Here is a 15,359-nt window from a genome sequence, read left to right on the forward strand (position 1 = left end):
AAATTATTGTCTCCAAATTGAAAAGATTCAATAAATCTTTAAAAACACTTCTTTATGGAATTTTAACTTTGTAGATTTACTCACTCAATTCAGAACTAAAGTTATACTGATGAATAGCGTAAAAAGAAATTATATTTTCGACTTTGACAGTACCTTAACTCGTGTAGAGGCATTGGATATTTTAGCTGAAATTACCTTGGCAAATAATCCCCAAAAGGAAGCAATTATTCAAGAAATTATTGACATTACGAATTTAGGAATTGACGGCGAAATTTCGTTTACTGAATCTTTGGAGAGACGAATTTCATTGTTGAAAGCGAATAAAGCAGATTTAAGTGCCTTAATTGCTGCTTTGAAAAAGCAAGTTTCCAAATCGATTGAAAGTAATAAAGCCTTCTTTGAAGAATTTGCAAATGATATTTATGTAATTTCGTGCGGCTTTAAAGAATTTATCGATCCGATCGTCAAGGAATATAACATCCCCTCAGAGAGAGTGTATGCCAACACCTTTAAATTCGCTCAAGACGGTGAAATTATTGGTTTTGATGCCAACAATGTATTGTCAAAACACAATGGAAAAATTGAATGTTTAAAAAACATGGATTTGAACGGTGAAATACAAGTGATTGGTGACGGATACAGTGATTATGTCACTAGAGAAGCAGGTGTTGCCGATAAGTTTTTTGCCTATACCGAGAATGTTTCAAGAGAAAAAACGACCGAGAATGCAGATCATATTGCTCCTAACTTAGATGAATTTTTATACGTGAACAAGCTACCAAGAAATATTTCGTACCCAAAGAATAGAATTAAAATTTTATTATTAGAAAATGTACATCCAGATGCCTTTGAAAAATTATCAAAAGATGGTTTTTCTGTTGAAACGGTTTCAAGAAGTTTATCTGAAGACGAATTGATTGAAAAAATTAAAGATGTTCATGTATTAGGAATTCGTTCCAAAACAAAAGTGACTAAAAAAGTAATTGAAGCTGCTGATAAATTAATGACGGTTGGGGCTTTTTGTATTGGTACCAAGCAAATAGATTTGGAGGCTTGTAAAGAAAGCGGAATTGTCGTTTTTAATGCACCCTATAGCAATACCCGTTCTGTTGTTGAGTTGGCAATTGGAGAAATTATTATGTTGATGCGTAGTGTATTCCAAAGAAGTACCGAAATTCACAATGGGCAATGGAATAAAACAGCAGAGGGTTCAAAAGAGGTTCGAGGAAAGAAGTTGGGAATTGTTGGATATGGAAATATCGGAAAACAATTGTCAATTTTAGCGGAAGCTTTAGGTATGAATGTATTCTATTATGATATTGAAGATAAATTAGCGTTAGGAAATGCAACTAAAGTTTCAGATTTATCTGAATTATTATCCATTTCAGATGTGGTTACTTTACACATTGATGACAACGCTTCCAATAAAAATTTCTTCGGAGAAAAAGAAATATCTCAAATGAAAGATGGCGCTGTTTTAGTCAACTTGTCCCGTGGTTTTGTAGTCGATATTTTAGCCTTAAAAGAAGCTTTAGTTTCTGGGAAAATTGCTGGAGCTGCTGTAGATGTTTATCCAGAAGAACCTGCGAAAAATGGTGAGTTTTTTACAGAATTACAAGGATTAAAGAATGTGATCTTAACCCCCCATGTTGGTGGTAGTACAGAGGAAGCGCAGAGAGATATTGCCGATTTTGTACCGAGCAAAATAATGGCATACATCAATTCTGGAAATACAGTAGATGCGGTAAACTTTCCAAACATCCGTTTGCCAAGACAAACAAAAGCGCATCGTTTTTTACATATTCATAAAAATATGCCAGGGGTAATGGCGGAAATCAATAAGGTGTTAGCCAAGTTTGACATGAACATCAACGGTCAGTATTTGTCAACCGATGAGAAAGTGGGCTATGTAATTACCGATTTAGACAAAGATTACAACCCAAAAGTACTCCAAAAACTAAGAGAAGTAAACGGGACTATAAAATTTAGAGTGCTCTATTAAAATTGCACAATTTTTATTCATCTAAAAAATGATTGTTTTATATTTGAAGACAATCATTTTTTTTATGCATTATTTTAACTCTTTAGAATACGCAAAAGAACAAGATCTTCATGATCCACTCGCTTCTTTTCGAAATCAATTCCATATTCCAAAAGATTCAAATGGAAACAATTGGCTCTATTTTACTGGAAATTCTTTAGGATTGCAGCCAAAAACAACCCAGAAATACATTCAGCAAGAACTAATCGATTGGGCAAATTTAGGAGTAGAAGGACATTTTGAAGCCAAAAATCCTGGTTGAATTACCACGAATTACTCAGAGACCAAATGGCGAAAATTGTGGGCGCTAAACCTCTAGAAGTAGTGGTCATGAATACCTTAACGACCAATCTGCATTTGTTAATGGTTTCTTTTTACAAGCCGACAAAAATTAAATATAAAATTGTAATTGAAAGTGATGCTTTTCCGTCAGATCGATATGCGGTGCAGTCTCAATTAAAATTTCACGGTTTTAGTGAGGAGGATCTTATTGAATGGAAACCTAGAAAAGGAGAAGAGCTTTTACGAATTGAGGATTTAGAACATATTATTTCAGAAAAAGGAGATGAAATTGCTCTTTTGTTAATTGGAGGAGTGAATTATTATACGGGTCAGTTTTTAGACCTTCCAAGAATTGCCGAAATTGGGCATTCAAAAAATTGTAAGGTTGGAATCGATTTGGCACATGGCGCAGGAAATATTCAGCCTAATTTACACGACTCGGGAGTAGATTTTGCAGCTTGGTGTACTTATAAATACCTCAATTCAGGTCCTGAAGTTTGTCTGGTGTATTTGTTCATGAAAGACATGCTAAAAATAAAGACCTACCACGATTTTCTGGTTGGTGGAATCACAACAAAGCAACTCGTTTTAATATGCGACAACCCTTTGATGTCATGGAAGGAGCAGAGGGCTGGCAGCTGTCGAACCCACCAATATTATCAATGGCAGCGATCTTAGCATCTTTAAATATTTTTGAAGAAGCGGGAATGGATGCGCTGCGTCAAAAATCAGAAAAATTAACAGGATATGTTGAGTTTCTAATTCATGAAATTGGCTCGGATGATTTTAAAATCATTACTCCAAAAAAACCAAAGGAACGAGGGTGTCAATTATCCATTCAGGTTAAAAATGCTGATAAAAGTTTACACAAACAATTGAGAGCACACTCGGTAATTACAGATTGGCGAGAACCAGATGTCATTCGGTGTGCACCCGTTCCGCTGTACACTTCTTTTGAAGATGTCTTCCGAATGGTTTCAATTTTAAAAGAACTAGTATAAATGAATAATCAAGAGACAATACTCATTGTTGGAGCCGGACTATGTGGAAGCTTACTCGCCTTACGACTTGCCCAAAGAGGCTATAAAGTAGCGGTCTATGAAAGTAGACCCGATCTTCGAAAAGTAGATATTTCAGCGGGACGGTCTATCAACCTAGCACTCTCGGATCGGGGGTTAAAAGCCTTGCGACTGTGTGGACTGGAAGCTGCAGTAAAAGAGATTTGCATCCCGATGTACGGACGACTGATGCATGATGCCAATGGCAATACTTTTTCTTCGAAGTATTCGGGAAGAGAAGGAGAACATATCAACTCCATTTCGCGGGGCGATTTGAATGGAATTTTATTGACCGAAGCAGAAAAACACAAGAATGTGTCTCTTCATTTTAATAAAAAGTGCAAGCATATTGATATTGGAAAAACAGTGGCAATTTTTAAGGATCAAGACACTCAAGAAAAAGTATCTATCAAAGCCGATGTTATTTTTGGTGCTGATGGAGCGGGTTCCTCATTGCGAAAAAGCTATGTTTCTGAACGAAAATTTTTATTTAGCCATTCTCAGAACTTCCTAAATCATGGCTATAAAGAGTTAGAAATTCCTGCAGACTCAAATGGGAAACACCAAATAAGTAATGCACATTTGCACATCTGGCCGCGTGGTGATTTTATGCTGATAGCTCTTCCCAATAGGGATGGGAGTTTTACGGTAACCTTGTTTTTGAGCTATGATGAAGGTGAGTTTAATTTTAATAATTTGGTTAGTGACGAAAAAATCACTACTTTTTTTGAACATGAATTTCCAGATGCACTGGCATTAATTCCAAATATCAAAGAGGCTTTTTTAAACAATCCAACAGGACCTTTAGGGACCGTAAAATGTTCGCCTTGGAGCTATAAAAACAAGACATTACTGATGGGGGATTCTTCCCATGCAATTGTTCCTTTTTACGGACAAGGAATGAACGCATCGTTTGAAGATGTAGTGGTTTTTGATGAAGTTTTAGAGAAATACCAAGGAGATTGGCAAACTGTTTTTCAAGCTTATGAAAAAGCCAGAAAACACGATACAGATGCCATTGCTGATCTTGCCATAGACAACTATTATGAAATGAGAGATCATGTTGCAAACCCTTTGTTTAAGGAAAAGAGAATCATTGAGATGGATTTGGAAAAGCACTTTCCGGCCCAATATTTTTCTAAATATTCTTTGGTTACCTTTAATGAAGATATTGGGTATCAAGAGGCGATGATAAGAGGAAGAGCTCAAGACAAGGCATTACTCAACTTAATTGCTGACGAAAAAGTTCATACGCATTCGGAAATGACCAAAGAGGAACTGGAAGTCATTTTAAGAAAGCTAACGAAAGAGACCAACCAAATTTTACATGAAGATAAAATTGCTGGAATGTAAGTGATAAAGGTCACTTTCCTAGAAGTCCCAAGCGCAATAGTCAGGAATTTAAGAGGAACTATTAAGTTATTAGAATTAACTAAAAAGAATATGGCAGAAAAGAAAGTAACACCAAGAGGCGCATATCCCCACCTAAAAGTAGTTGGAGATTTTATTTTTGTATCTGGGACGAGCGCTAGAAGAGCAGATAATTCCATTGCAGGAGTAGATATTATTGATGAAATGGGAACCAAACATCTTAATATTGAGACACAAACAAGAGAAGTTTTACAGAATATTGATACAAATTTACAAACAGTAGGAGCTAGTTTAAAAGATGTAGTTGACGTTTCAGCTTTTTTAGTGAATATGAATGATTTTGCTGGGTATAATAAAGCCTATGCAGAATTTTTTGATAAAGAAACTGGCCCTACAAGAACAACAGTGGCAGTTCATCAATTACCACACCCCGATCTGGTTGTGGAGATTAAGGTTACTGCTTATAAAAAATAAGATTTCAGAAAATAGGAAAGCGCGTATCTAAAACACAATGAAAATTAAAAACTACATCAACGGAAAATTCGAAAACCCAATACATGGAGAATATCTTGACAATTACAACCCATCAGTCGGAGAAGTTTATGGTCAAGTTCCTAATTCTTCAAAAGAAGATGTAGAGAATGCGTACCAAGCTGCAAAAAATGCTTTTCCAAGTTGGAGCAACACTACTTTAGAACTAAGAAGTAAAATTCTTTCCAAAATCTCAAACTTAATTATAGAGAAACTAGATTTTTTAGCAGCAGCAGAATCTAAAGACAATGGAAAACCCGTTCATTTGGCAAAGTCGGTAGACATTCCAAGAGCGGCAAGTAATTTTCAATTTTTTGCAGATGCACTTACACAGTTTTCATCAGAAAGTCATGAAAGTACTGGTTTCAATGCGATTAATTTTACCTTACGAGAACCCATTGGGGTCGTAGGCTGTATTTCTCCGTGGAATTTACCTTTGTATTTGTTTACTTGGAAAATTGCCCCTGCAATTGCAGCGGGAAACTGTGTAGTTGCAAAACCAAGTGAAATTACACCACTGACAGCCTACTTATTTGGCGAGATTTGTTCAGATGCGGGTTTGCCAAATGGAGTGTTAAATATTGTTCACGGGAATGGTTCATCTACTGGACAAGCTATTGTTGAGCACCCACAAATCAAAGCAATTTCATTTACAGGCGGAACAGCAACTGGGGCTCATATTGCCAGAGTAGCTGCCCCATTGTTTAAAAAATTATCTTTAGAATTAGGAGGAAAAAATCCAAATATCATATTTGCAGATTGTAATTATGACAAAATGTTAGCAACAACAGTTCGTTCTTCTTTTTCAAATCAAGGCCAGATTTGTTTATGTGGAAGTCGAATTTTAGTAGAAGCAGAAATCTATGAGAAATTCAAGAAAGATTTTATTCAAAAAGTAGCGGAATTAAAAGTTGGAAATCCTAAAAATTCGGAGACCAGTATAGGTGCAATAGTTTCTAAACAGCATTTCAAAAAAGTAAAAGAGTATATTGAAATTGCAGAGAGAGAAGGAGGGAGAATTATTTTTGGAGGAAATAAAGTTACCGTAAAAAATTGTGAAAATGGCTATTATTTACAACCTACTGTCATAGAGGTGGCCAATAATTTGTGCACTGCAAATCAAAAAGAAATCTTTGGCCCGGTTGTAACCATGATGCCTTTTAAAACAGAAAAGGAAGCGTTGCAATTAGCAAATGATGTGAAATACGGATTGTCAGCATCTCTATGGACTAATAATTTAAATAGAACCCTGCAGTTTTCTAAGCAATTAGAAACCGGAATTGTTTGGGTGAATACATGGATGTTGCGTGATTTACGAACCGCTTTTGGAGGAAAAAAGGCAAGTGGAATCGGTAGAGAGGGTGGTTTTGAAGCCTTGCGGTTTTTTACAGAACCCAAAAATATATGTATTCAATATGAATAGAGGGTTCATGGTCTCTGAACACTAATAACCAAGATGAAAGAAAAAGGATACGGACTTAGAGGTCCCAATCGTTATTCTTGAGGTCATACAATCATAAATAAATGAATTTAGAATTAAAAAACAAAAACGCATTAGTTTGTGGAAGCACCCAAGGAATCGGAAGAGCAACGGCAATCTTATTGGCAGAAGAAGGGGTAAATGTTACTTTAATTGCAAGAAATGAAGAAAAGTTGAAAGCAGTTTTGGCTGAATTACCAAATGATCATCAATGCCATAGTTATTTGGTGGCAGATTTTTCAAAACCCCATGAGTTAGAAAAAAGAATAGAAACTACCGATTTTAAATTTCATATTCTAGTAAACAATACTGGGGGGCCTAGAAGTGGAGAATTAATATCAGCGACAACCACAGACTTATTAAATGCATTTCAAATGCATGTAATTTGCAATCAAATTCTAACGAAGGCAGTAGTTCCGTTTATGAAGTTCGAAAAATTTGGTAGAATTATAAATATAATTTCCACATCTGTAAAAGAACCAATTCCTGGATTAGGCGTTTCGAATACCATAAGAAATGCTGTAGGGAATTGGGCGAAAACACTAGCAACAGAACTTGCCCATTTTCAAATTACGGTGAATAATGTTTTACCCGGTTTTACAAACACTTCACGTTTAGATGAAATCATTAAGATCAAAGCTCAGCATGAGCAATCATCTGTAGCGGAAATGGAACAAATAATGAAAAATTATGTTCCTGTTAAGCGTTTTGCAAAACCAGAAGAAACAGCTGCTGCTGTTGTATTTTTAGCAAGTAAACAAGCCAGTTATATCAATGGAATTAACTTGCCAGTTGATGGAGGAAGAACAAAATCATTATAGCCGAGCATTCAGGTTTCTAATAGGATAAAATTGTTTGAAAAAAAATGTGTAAATTTAGTTTCGAAAATAATAGTAATTAAATCTCAAAACGCCCATTTTGAGGCTCTTCCTTTTGGGAGATTAAGCGGGTACTTCATATGAGTAATTTAGTACAGCCATTGCATTTAAAAAAGTGGATTGATGAACATCGTCATTTGTTAAAACCACCTGTTGGGAACAAACAAGTTTGGGATCATGGGGAGTATATTGTGATGGTGGTTGGAGGGCCCAACAATCGAAAAGATTATCATTATAATGAAACTCCAGAATTTTTCTACCAATTGGAAGGGGATATGATTTTAAAAATTATTGACAACCATGGAAAAATGAGGGATGTAGCAATTCATGAAGGTGATATTTATTTATTACCTGCCAGAGTGCCACATTCGCCACAAAGAACCGAAAACACTGTAGGTTTGGTAATTGAATATCCACGTTCTGAAGGGATGTTGGATGCCTTGGAATGGTATTGTGAAAACTGTGAAAACCTCTTGTATAGAGAAGAATTTGCTTTAGAGAATATTGAAGTTGATTTGCCAGTAATTTTTGATAGGTATTATTCCGATAGTGAAAAATGTACTTGTTCGAGTTGTGGGAAAATGATGGAAAAGCCAAATTTATTACATGATTAAATAGTTCTGAAATGCTGGTGATCGACTCAATTGAAGGATGGTCAGAAAAAATATTAAACTGAAATAGAAAGGTTTCTACTTAAGGAGGAGCAATAGATAAAATGGAAAAACGAAAGCTACGAATCAACGGACATTCACACTTACTACCTTATCCAGAGCAAATACCTCAATTTATGAAGGATAAAGAAATTTTTTGGGTCGATGATGAGCGTAAGCATATGCTGCAAAAAGGATGGAAGCGACCTGTAACAGATTCCAGTTTTTTTTTGGATGAAAAAATAGTTTGGATGGAAAAAAACAAACTGGATCATGCAGTTGTTTTAAACCTATCGCAACTGTATGGAAATGGTTTGCGTTTGGAAGAAATGAAAAAAGCTTTGCGTTTCCAAAATGATTTTAATGCAAAAGTCCAACACGATCATCCCGATAAATTCACCTGTGGGTTTGTAGTACACCCCGGTTTTATTTATGGAGCCCTCTATGAAATTGAACGATGTGTAGAAGAATTGGGACTCAAAGTTTTGTGTTTGCCAACCCATTTTATGGACTCTATCGGTCAATGGAGATGCGTTTTTGATAAAGAAAATGACCGGATTTTTGAATTGGCAGATAAATACAAATTGGCCATTGAAATCCATCCTTATGATGGAGATAAAATGATAAAATTAGAGAATACCAATTGGCGTTTTCATCTCATTTGGATGCTGGCGCAATGCGGTGATGCCTATCATTTTTATACCTTGAATGGGATGCAAGAACGGTTTAAAAATATTCGAACTTGTTTTGCACACGGTGGACAATTGGCTCAGATGAATTTAGGACGACGAATTCAAGGTTTTGATGGAAGACCCGATTTGTTTGAAGGGAAAACGCATCCAAGAAAAGCAGTTGGACACAAGAACATCTTTTTTGATACCCTGGTTCACGATACTGATTCGCTAAAATTAATGATTGACAAACAAGGAGCTAGTCAAGTAATTATGGGATTAGATGACCCCTATCCTCTTGGGGAGATGGAGAATGACGCACAATCTTCCTATCCAGGAAAATTTTAGACTTGGCAAAGGACAGAGACATTATTGATCAAAAGCAGTACGATCAAATTTGGGAAGACAATACTCTGCAATGGTTGTTTGGTGATGATGAAAAAGCAAAACAAGATTTGGTGAAAAAGATACTTTCTAATAGCTAGTCAACTTCTATTCTAAACTATTTTCATGAGATAGGGTTTCGACTCAATGATTTCTGAAGTGCCTGGAGTTTTTTCTAGTTGACTGTTATGGCAATGCTTGTATCCGCTTCTAGCATAAACTTCGCATCTTTGAATTTTGGAGGTCCCATAAAGCCCTTTGCGTTATTTGACATTCCTAAAGGCTCTTTAGGGATTCCAAAGAAATTGGTATCCATCTTCTGATTGTTATTTTCGTCATGAAAAGATGAAAGTGCATAATCACCTTTTGGTAAGTTTTCAAAAATAGCCACTGCTTGTCGGTCCTGTATCGTTACAATTTTCCCGCGATAGTTTTTCTTTAAAAAGGTAGAATCTGTGGTGTAAATTGCTACAAAAAGTTTTCCCATGTCAGAGTTCATCCCAGAAAAGTTTGCAGTTAATGTAAAGGTGGTTGTTTTTTCTTGGGCTTTCAGAGAAATGAACCCGCCAAAAAGAAAGAGTAGAATGTAGAATGTTTTTTTCATAATACGTTTTTTAATCAATGATTCAAATATCGAACGTTTTTCTGATTATCAACACAAGAATGATACCGAATCGTCTGTTTTGAATCCTGAATTGTACTTCTATTAAAAAATTTCGAAGGCGTTAGCGATAGTTCCTTTTGATTTGTTGTAAGCTTTGTTTAGATTGTATGTATTCTGAAATGATGTTGAAGCGCAGTTTTTCAATGTCTTGTTCATAATATTGTGCCCATTTATCATTGTTCAACAAGTGAATGATTTGCTTTCTTTTTTGTTGCGCTTCATAAAATACGAAACAATGATTTGAGGAGGAATTTGTATTTACCCGAATTGTAGCTGTTTTTGATTCATAATCAACCTCAATATAAAATATTTTTTGAGCAGTTTCAATCGGGTAGAAGTCTGTCCATTTGGCAAATCCAAGACCAATAGTTTGATTTTTGTAGTCTTTATTGGCAATGAATTTCCATCGGCAATTTGCGACTCTTCCCCAATGCGTTGACCTTCTATAAACACCTTCTTCAGTATAAAAGTAGGCGCTTTCAGATTTGCTTTGATAATGGGTCTTTTTTGGAAAATCAAAGTCCTCAATTTGTTGAAATTCACAAAAAGTATGCTTAAAAAAATTGGTTTGATTGTAAGTTTTCAAAAATCTTGTGGTTAATGTTCTACGAAAATAATAAAGTAATTTGAATTGGTGGACTCCGTTTTCAAGTCTCAGGGGCTTTTTGCTTTCGGAGGATTATTTCATAAAAAAAAACGCAATCAAATCAATGATTGCGTTTTTAGGGTTTTAAGAAATTGAATTTTTAAAAAGTCGTTGAATGGTATTCAACTGTAGTAATTTATAGCCTATCACAAACAGCGATAGGAGTCATTTTACTTTACTTCTTCAAAATCAACATCTTCAACATTGTCACCTTGAGCATCTGCTGCTGCTGGCTCTTCTTGTTGTGCTCCTCCCGCTCCCTGTTCTGCAGCATACATTTCTTCAGAAGCGGCTTTCCATGCTTCGTTAATAGTAGCCATTGCTGTTTCAATTTGCCCTAAATCTCTCGATTCGTGAGCAGCTTTTAAGGTAACAAGTGCAGCTTCAATAGGCTCTTTTTTATCGTTAGATAATTTTTCACCAAATTCTTTTAATTGCTTTTCTGTTTGGAAAATCATAGAATCTGCTTCGTTAATTTTTTCTGCAGTTTCTTTTGCAGCTTTATCAGCATCTGCATTTTCTTCTGCTTCTTGTCTCATTTTAGCGATTTCTTCTTCAGATAATCCAGAAGAAGCTTCAATTCTAATTTCATGAGATTTGTTTGTTCCTTTGTCCAATGCTGAAACTTTAATGATTCCGTTTGCATCAATATCAAAAGTAACTTCTATCTGAGGAACTCCTCTTTGTGCTGGAGGTAATCCATCTAGATGGAAACGTCCAATTGTATTGTTATCAGCAGCCATTGCTCTCTCTCCTTGTAAAACGTGAATTTCTACTGAAGGTTGATTGTCTACTGCCGTAGAGAATACTTGTGATTTTTTTGTTGGAATGGTTGTGTTTGCATCGATTAGTTTTGTAAACACATTCCCCATAGTTTCAATTCCTAAAGATAAAGGTGTAACGTCTAATAACAATACATCTTTCACATCACCAGATAAAACTCCACCTTGAATAGCAGCTCCTAAAGCAACAACTTCATCAGGGTTAACGCCTTTACTTGGTGATTTTTTAAAGAATTTTTCAACAGCTTCTTGTACAGCAGGAATTCTAGTAGAACCTCCAACCAATACAATTTCGTCAATATCATCAATTGTTAAATCTGCATTTTTCAAAGCAGTTTTACAAGGTGCGATAGTTCTTTTTACTAAATCGTCAATTAATTGCTCAAATTTCGCTTTTGTTAAAGAACGTACTAAGTGTTTTGGTCCGCTAGCAGTAGCAGTTACGTATGGCAAGTTGATCTCTGTTTGTGCAGAAGATGATAGTTCAATTTTCGCTTTTTCAGCAGCTTCTTTCAAACGTTGTAAAGCCATAGGATCTTCTCTCAAGTCCATGTTTTCTTCTGCTTTGAATTCTTCTGCTAACCAGTTAATGATTTTTTCATCAACATCATCTCCACCTAAGTGAGTATCACCATCTGTAGCCAATACTTCAAAAACACCGTCTCCTAATTCTAAGATAGAAACATCATGTGTTCCACCACCAAAATCAAAAACAACAATTTTTTTATCATCATGAGATTTATCTAAACCGTAAGCTAATGCAGCTGCAGTAGGTTCGTTGATAATTCTTCTTACTTTTAAACCAGCAATTTCACCTGCTTCTTTAGTCGCTTGTCTTTGTGCATCGTTAAAGTATGCAGGAACTGTAATCACCGCTTCAGTAACATCTGATCCTAAATAGTCCTCAGCTGTCTTTTTCATTTTCTGTAATACCATTGCAGAAATTTCTTGAGGCGTATATAAGCGTCCGTCAATATCTACTCTTGGAGTATCGTTGTCACCTTTTACAACATTATAAGGAACTCTTTTTGCTTCTTTTAAAGATTCAGAAAATTTGTTCCCCATAAAACGTTTGATAGAGTAAACCGTTTTAGTAGGATTCGTAACTGCTTGTCTTTTTGCAGGATCCCCAATTTTACGCTCTCCACCTTCAATGAATGCTACGATAGATGGGGTTGTTCTTTTTCCTTCTGCATTTGGAATTACAACGGGCTCATTTCCTTCCATCACAGAAACACATGAATTTGTTGTTCCTAAATCTATTCCTATAATTTTACTCATAATATCTAATTTATATTAAATTTCTTTTTTTATTCAACATCTACCAATAGTCAAAGTGTGTGCCAACAAATCTTTGGATGTAAATTGTCAGTCTTTCGAAGGATTTGATTTTGTAGGAGTGACATATTGACATAAAAAAGGTTCAATCGAAATGATTTTATTACTGAAAAGTTTTTTTAAAGTGGAACGGTAAGTAAATTTTTGAGGGGATGTTTGCAACGTTTAAAGAGATTTTTTGAATTGAACATTCAGTCTTACTGTGGTATGTAAAATAAAATAGTATTTTAGTATTCGTATAATATTAGAACTATTTTGTGTGTTTAGTATATATTTACGAGTTATGAATCTAAATAATTATGAATGTCACAATTTATTAGCGTTTTTGATATGTTGAAAATAGGAGTGGGCCCCTCAAGTTCACACACCTTAGGCCCTTGGAAAGCCGCTCAACAATGGATTTCTAAACTAAAAAAAACGGCAGTTTTTTTAAAGGCAGATGCCATTCAAATCGATTTGTATGGTTCGCTTTCTTTGACGGGAAAAGGACATGCAACTGATATTGCAGTATTGATGGGTTTGAGTGGAGCCGATCCAGAATACATTCCTATTGCAGAGATCGACGAAACTATTCAAAGTATTAAAGAAAGTGGACTCTTGTATTTAAACAATGAGAGAATGATTTCTTTTTCTTTGGAATCGATTCATTTTCAGAAAGCGTTTTTACCTTTTCACTCCAACGGCATGACTTTTACAGCCTATCATCAGAGTAAAGTGATTTCCCAAGAAACCTATTATTCTATTGGAGGAGGTTTTGTCATTCAGGATGATGACATTTTAGTTGATAAAGTTGAACTCACCAAACAAAATTTCCCTTTCTCTATCAACAGAGCTATTCAGTTGGAAGCGTATTGTAAGAAACAAAATTTATCGATTTCTGAAATTGTTTTTGAAAATGAATTGATACTTCGCTCGAAAGATACTATTGATAAAGAGTTGCAACGAATTTGGGATACGATGTTGGAATGTATGTATATTGGTTGTCATACAAAAGGGTTTTTACCCGGAGGGCTGCAAGTAAAAAGACGTGCTTTTGATACTCACTCAAAACTCATTAAGGGTACAAGGTATTCAAATCCGAAAGAATGGATTACAGCCATTCGAAGCACCGAAGTAAAATTTCGAGAAATCTTAAAATGGGTGAGTTGTTTTGCGCTTTCGGTCAATGAAGTGAATGCTTCTTTGGGCAGAGTTGTTACAGCTCCAACTAATGGAAGCGCAGGGGTAATTCCTGCAGTATTAATGTATTATTTGGTGATAGAAAACCATAAAGCAAATTTTGAACAGATTCAAAAATTTTTATTGACTGCTAGTAAAATTGGAAGCATTTTTAAAGAAAATGCAACAATTTCTGCCGCTATGGGAGGTTGTCAGGCAGAGATTGGAGTTTCTTCTGCTATGGCAGCTGCTGCACTGACAGAATTGCTAGGAGGTACTCCTTCGCAATGTCTGGTTGCTGCTGAAATAGCAATGGAGCATCATTTAGGATTGACTTGTGACCCGATTGCAGGTTTGGTGCAGATACCATGTATTGAGCGAAATGCTATGGGTGCTATCAAAGCAATAAATGCTGCTGAAATGGCTTTAGAGACCAATCCAAACGAGGTGAAAGTTCCTTTAGACACAGTGATTGATACGATGTGGAAAACTGCAAAGGATATGAATAAAAAATATAAAGAAACTTCTGAAGGAGGGTTGGCTGTTACCGTTAGAATGGTTGATTGTTAATTCTGTTCGTAAGGAGATAATCTCTTGTATGAAAAAACCCAAAAGCTTAAAGCTTTTGGGTTTCCAATGGTATTTAATTTTGTATGAATTATTCAGCAGAACTTTGTACTGCCAAATTATATACTACAAGTCCAAAACCGATTTTATTGATTGCATCTCCAATGTTATAAATAACATCCATATCCAATCCTCCGAAAAGACCTGAATACCATCCTGGAGTTCCAGCCATATATCCTAATGGATAAATTGCCCAACCTACCAAGACAAACCAACAAAGTGCTTTGTGAGCTTTTAATACAGATCCACCAGCTTGAACTGCCAATTGCTTAGCACTTCCTAACCAGATGTCATAAACAATCACGAAATAGGCAGCTCCAGAAAGAAGACCCCATAACCATGCATTATTCTGATCTACAGCTTCTCCAATATATCCTGTAATTAACATTACTACAGATAAGAAGATGAGTCTCCACATTAATGATTTTTTTGCTCCAGCTACTTTTAAAATTAAGTAAAATTCAACACACATTAAAGGAACTGTTAAGATCCAATCTACATATCTGAAGAATGTTGGGGAGTCTGAAAAAGCAGCCCAATAATCTCTCATATAGAGATAATGTACAGCAGCAATAAAGGTAATCAATCCAGAAATTAAAATGGAAGTCCGCCATTTTTTATCAAAACTGTTCATTGATAAAAAGAAAAATACTGATGCGGCCATCATTGCCATACATCCTACAAAAAATGTAAATCCAACATAATCATCAGTTGCCATTTGAGCAACCGATAAAAATTTAATTGATAAATTCATAAAGGTTAAAGTTTAAGTTAGTAAATTAGTTAATTTTAACAAAT

The 15,359-nt window shown here is 35.4% G+C and carries 14 protein-coding genes and 1 pseudogene; 11 read left to right on the plus strand and 4 right to left on the minus strand.

What is annotated here, in order from left to right; all coding sequences use genetic code 11:
• The first annotated feature begins 109 nt into the window (after positions 1-109).
• The 10 genes and pseudogenes from serA to RRF69_RS08310 all read left to right on the plus strand — a co-directional run bounded on the left by serA (position 110) and on the right by RRF69_RS08310 (position 9,447).
• Complete coding sequence (gene serA, locus RRF69_RS08265; protein WP_316939344.1) at positions 110-2,002, plus strand: phosphoglycerate dehydrogenase; 1,893 nt, start codon at positions 110-112, stop codon at positions 2,000-2,002.
• Between the two features lie 43 nt (positions 2,003-2,045).
• Positions 2,046-2,303 (plus strand): hypothetical protein, encoded by a 258-nt coding sequence (locus RRF69_RS08270; protein WP_316939345.1) that lies wholly within the window; start codon positions 2,046-2,048, stop codon positions 2,301-2,303.
• A complete protein-coding gene (locus tag RRF69_RS08275; RefSeq protein WP_316939346.1) occupies positions 2,300-3,001 on the plus strand; it encodes an aminotransferase class V-fold PLP-dependent enzyme in 702 nt (233 codons plus the stop codon). The genes RRF69_RS08270 and RRF69_RS08275 overlap by 4 nt, the downstream gene beginning before the upstream one ends.
• Positions 2,986-3,324 (plus strand): hypothetical protein, encoded by a 339-nt coding sequence (locus RRF69_RS08280; RefSeq protein ID WP_316939347.1) that lies wholly within the window; start codon positions 2,986-2,988, stop codon positions 3,322-3,324. The genes RRF69_RS08275 and RRF69_RS08280 overlap by 16 nt, the downstream gene beginning before the upstream one ends.
• On the plus strand, positions 3,325-4,734 hold the full coding sequence (locus RRF69_RS08285) for an NAD(P)/FAD-dependent oxidoreductase (protein ID WP_316939348.1): 1,410 nt from the start codon (positions 3,325-3,327) through the stop codon (positions 4,732-4,734).
• Between the two features lie 90 nt (positions 4,735-4,824).
• On the plus strand, positions 4,825-5,226 hold the full coding sequence (locus RRF69_RS08290) for a RidA family protein (RefSeq protein ID WP_316939349.1): 402 nt from the start codon (positions 4,825-4,827) through the stop codon (positions 5,224-5,226).
• A 37-nt stretch (positions 5,227-5,263) separates the two neighbouring features.
• Positions 5,264-6,706: an aldehyde dehydrogenase gene (locus RRF69_RS08295; RefSeq protein ID WP_316939350.1), complete on the plus strand. Its 1,443-nt coding sequence runs from the start codon at positions 5,264-5,266 to the stop codon at positions 6,704-6,706.
• Positions 6,707-6,807: 101 nt separating this feature from the next.
• Positions 6,808-7,584 (plus strand): SDR family oxidoreductase, encoded by a 777-nt coding sequence (locus RRF69_RS08300; RefSeq protein ID WP_316939351.1) that lies wholly within the window; start codon positions 6,808-6,810, stop codon positions 7,582-7,584.
• A gap of 137 nt (positions 7,585-7,721) precedes the next feature.
• Positions 7,722-8,255: a 3-hydroxyanthranilate 3,4-dioxygenase gene (locus RRF69_RS08305; protein WP_316939352.1), complete on the plus strand. Its 534-nt coding sequence runs from the start codon at positions 7,722-7,724 to the stop codon at positions 8,253-8,255.
• Positions 8,256-8,356: 101 nt separating this feature from the next.
• A pseudogene (locus RRF69_RS08310) lies at positions 8,357-9,447 on the plus strand (amidohydrolase family protein).
• 74 nt (positions 9,448-9,521) lie between these two features.
• Here the strand turns inward: RRF69_RS08310 and RRF69_RS08315 are convergent.
• The 3 genes from RRF69_RS08315 to dnaK form a co-directional block, all read right to left on the minus strand.
• Positions 9,522-9,950, minus strand: coding sequence for a DUF2141 domain-containing protein (locus RRF69_RS08315; RefSeq protein WP_316939353.1), 429 nt, complete (start codon positions 9,948-9,950; stop codon positions 9,522-9,524).
• 121 nt (positions 9,951-10,071) lie between these two features.
• Entirely contained in the window at positions 10,072-10,596 is a 525-nt protein-coding gene (locus RRF69_RS08320) for a hypothetical protein (RefSeq protein ID WP_316939354.1), read from the minus strand.
• A gap of 230 nt (positions 10,597-10,826) precedes the next feature.
• The gene (gene dnaK, locus RRF69_RS08325) at positions 10,827-12,719 is read right to left on the minus strand and encodes a molecular chaperone DnaK (RefSeq protein WP_316939355.1); all 1,893 of its coding nucleotides are present in this window, start codon (positions 12,717-12,719) and stop codon (positions 10,827-10,829) included.
• 360 nt (positions 12,720-13,079) lie between these two features.
• On the opposite strand from dnaK, the gene RRF69_RS08330 reads away from it, so the two are divergent.
• On the plus strand, positions 13,080-14,504 hold the full coding sequence (locus RRF69_RS08330) for an L-serine ammonia-lyase (protein ID WP_316939356.1): 1,425 nt from the start codon (positions 13,080-13,082) through the stop codon (positions 14,502-14,504).
• A gap of 88 nt (positions 14,505-14,592) precedes the next feature.
• On the opposite strand, the gene RRF69_RS08335 is transcribed toward RRF69_RS08330, so the two are convergent.
• Positions 14,593-15,315 (minus strand): bacteriorhodopsin-like, encoded by a 723-nt coding sequence (locus RRF69_RS08335; RefSeq protein ID WP_316939357.1) that lies wholly within the window; start codon positions 15,313-15,315, stop codon positions 14,593-14,595.
• Positions 15,316-15,359 lie beyond the last annotated feature (44 nt).

It is taken from the genome of Polaribacter sp. HL-MS24, from assembly GCF_032758595.1.
GTDB lineage: Bacteria > Bacteroidota > Bacteroidia > Flavobacteriales > Flavobacteriaceae > Polaribacter.

What these genes read in the sequence shown, in the direction of transcription:
- serA (WP_316939344.1), top strand. Translation starts at nt 110, where the DNA reads ATGAATAGCGTAAAAAGAAATTATATTTTCGACTTTGACAGTACCTTA.
- RRF69_RS08280 (WP_316939347.1), top strand. Translation starts at nt 2,986, where the DNA reads ATGGCAGCGATCTTAGCATCTTTAAATATTTTTGAAGAAGCGGGAATG.
- RRF69_RS08285 (WP_316939348.1), top strand. Translation starts at nt 3,325, where the DNA reads ATGAATAATCAAGAGACAATACTCATTGTTGGAGCCGGACTATGTGGA.
- RRF69_RS08290 (WP_316939349.1), top strand. Translation starts at nt 4,825, where the DNA reads ATGGCAGAAAAGAAAGTAACACCAAGAGGCGCATATCCCCACCTAAAA.
- RRF69_RS08295 (WP_316939350.1), top strand. Translation starts at nt 5,264, where the DNA reads ATGAAAATTAAAAACTACATCAACGGAAAATTCGAAAACCCAATACAT.
- RRF69_RS08300 (WP_316939351.1), top strand. Translation starts at nt 6,808, where the DNA reads ATGAATTTAGAATTAAAAAACAAAAACGCATTAGTTTGTGGAAGCACC.
- RRF69_RS08305 (WP_316939352.1), top strand. Translation starts at nt 7,722, where the DNA reads ATGAGTAATTTAGTACAGCCATTGCATTTAAAAAAGTGGATTGATGAA.
- RRF69_RS08315 (WP_316939353.1), bottom strand. Translation starts at nt 9,950, where the DNA reads ATGAAAAAAACATTCTACATTCTACTCTTTCTTTTTGGCGGGTTCATT.
- dnaK (WP_316939355.1), bottom strand. Translation starts at nt 12,719, where the DNA reads ATGAGTAAAATTATAGGAATAGATTTAGGAACAACAAATTCATGTGTT.
- RRF69_RS08330 (WP_316939356.1), top strand. Translation starts at nt 13,080, where the DNA reads ATGTCACAATTTATTAGCGTTTTTGATATGTTGAAAATAGGAGTGGGC.
- RRF69_RS08335 (WP_316939357.1), bottom strand. Translation starts at nt 15,315, where the DNA reads ATGAATTTATCAATTAAATTTTTATCGGTTGCTCAAATGGCAACTGAT.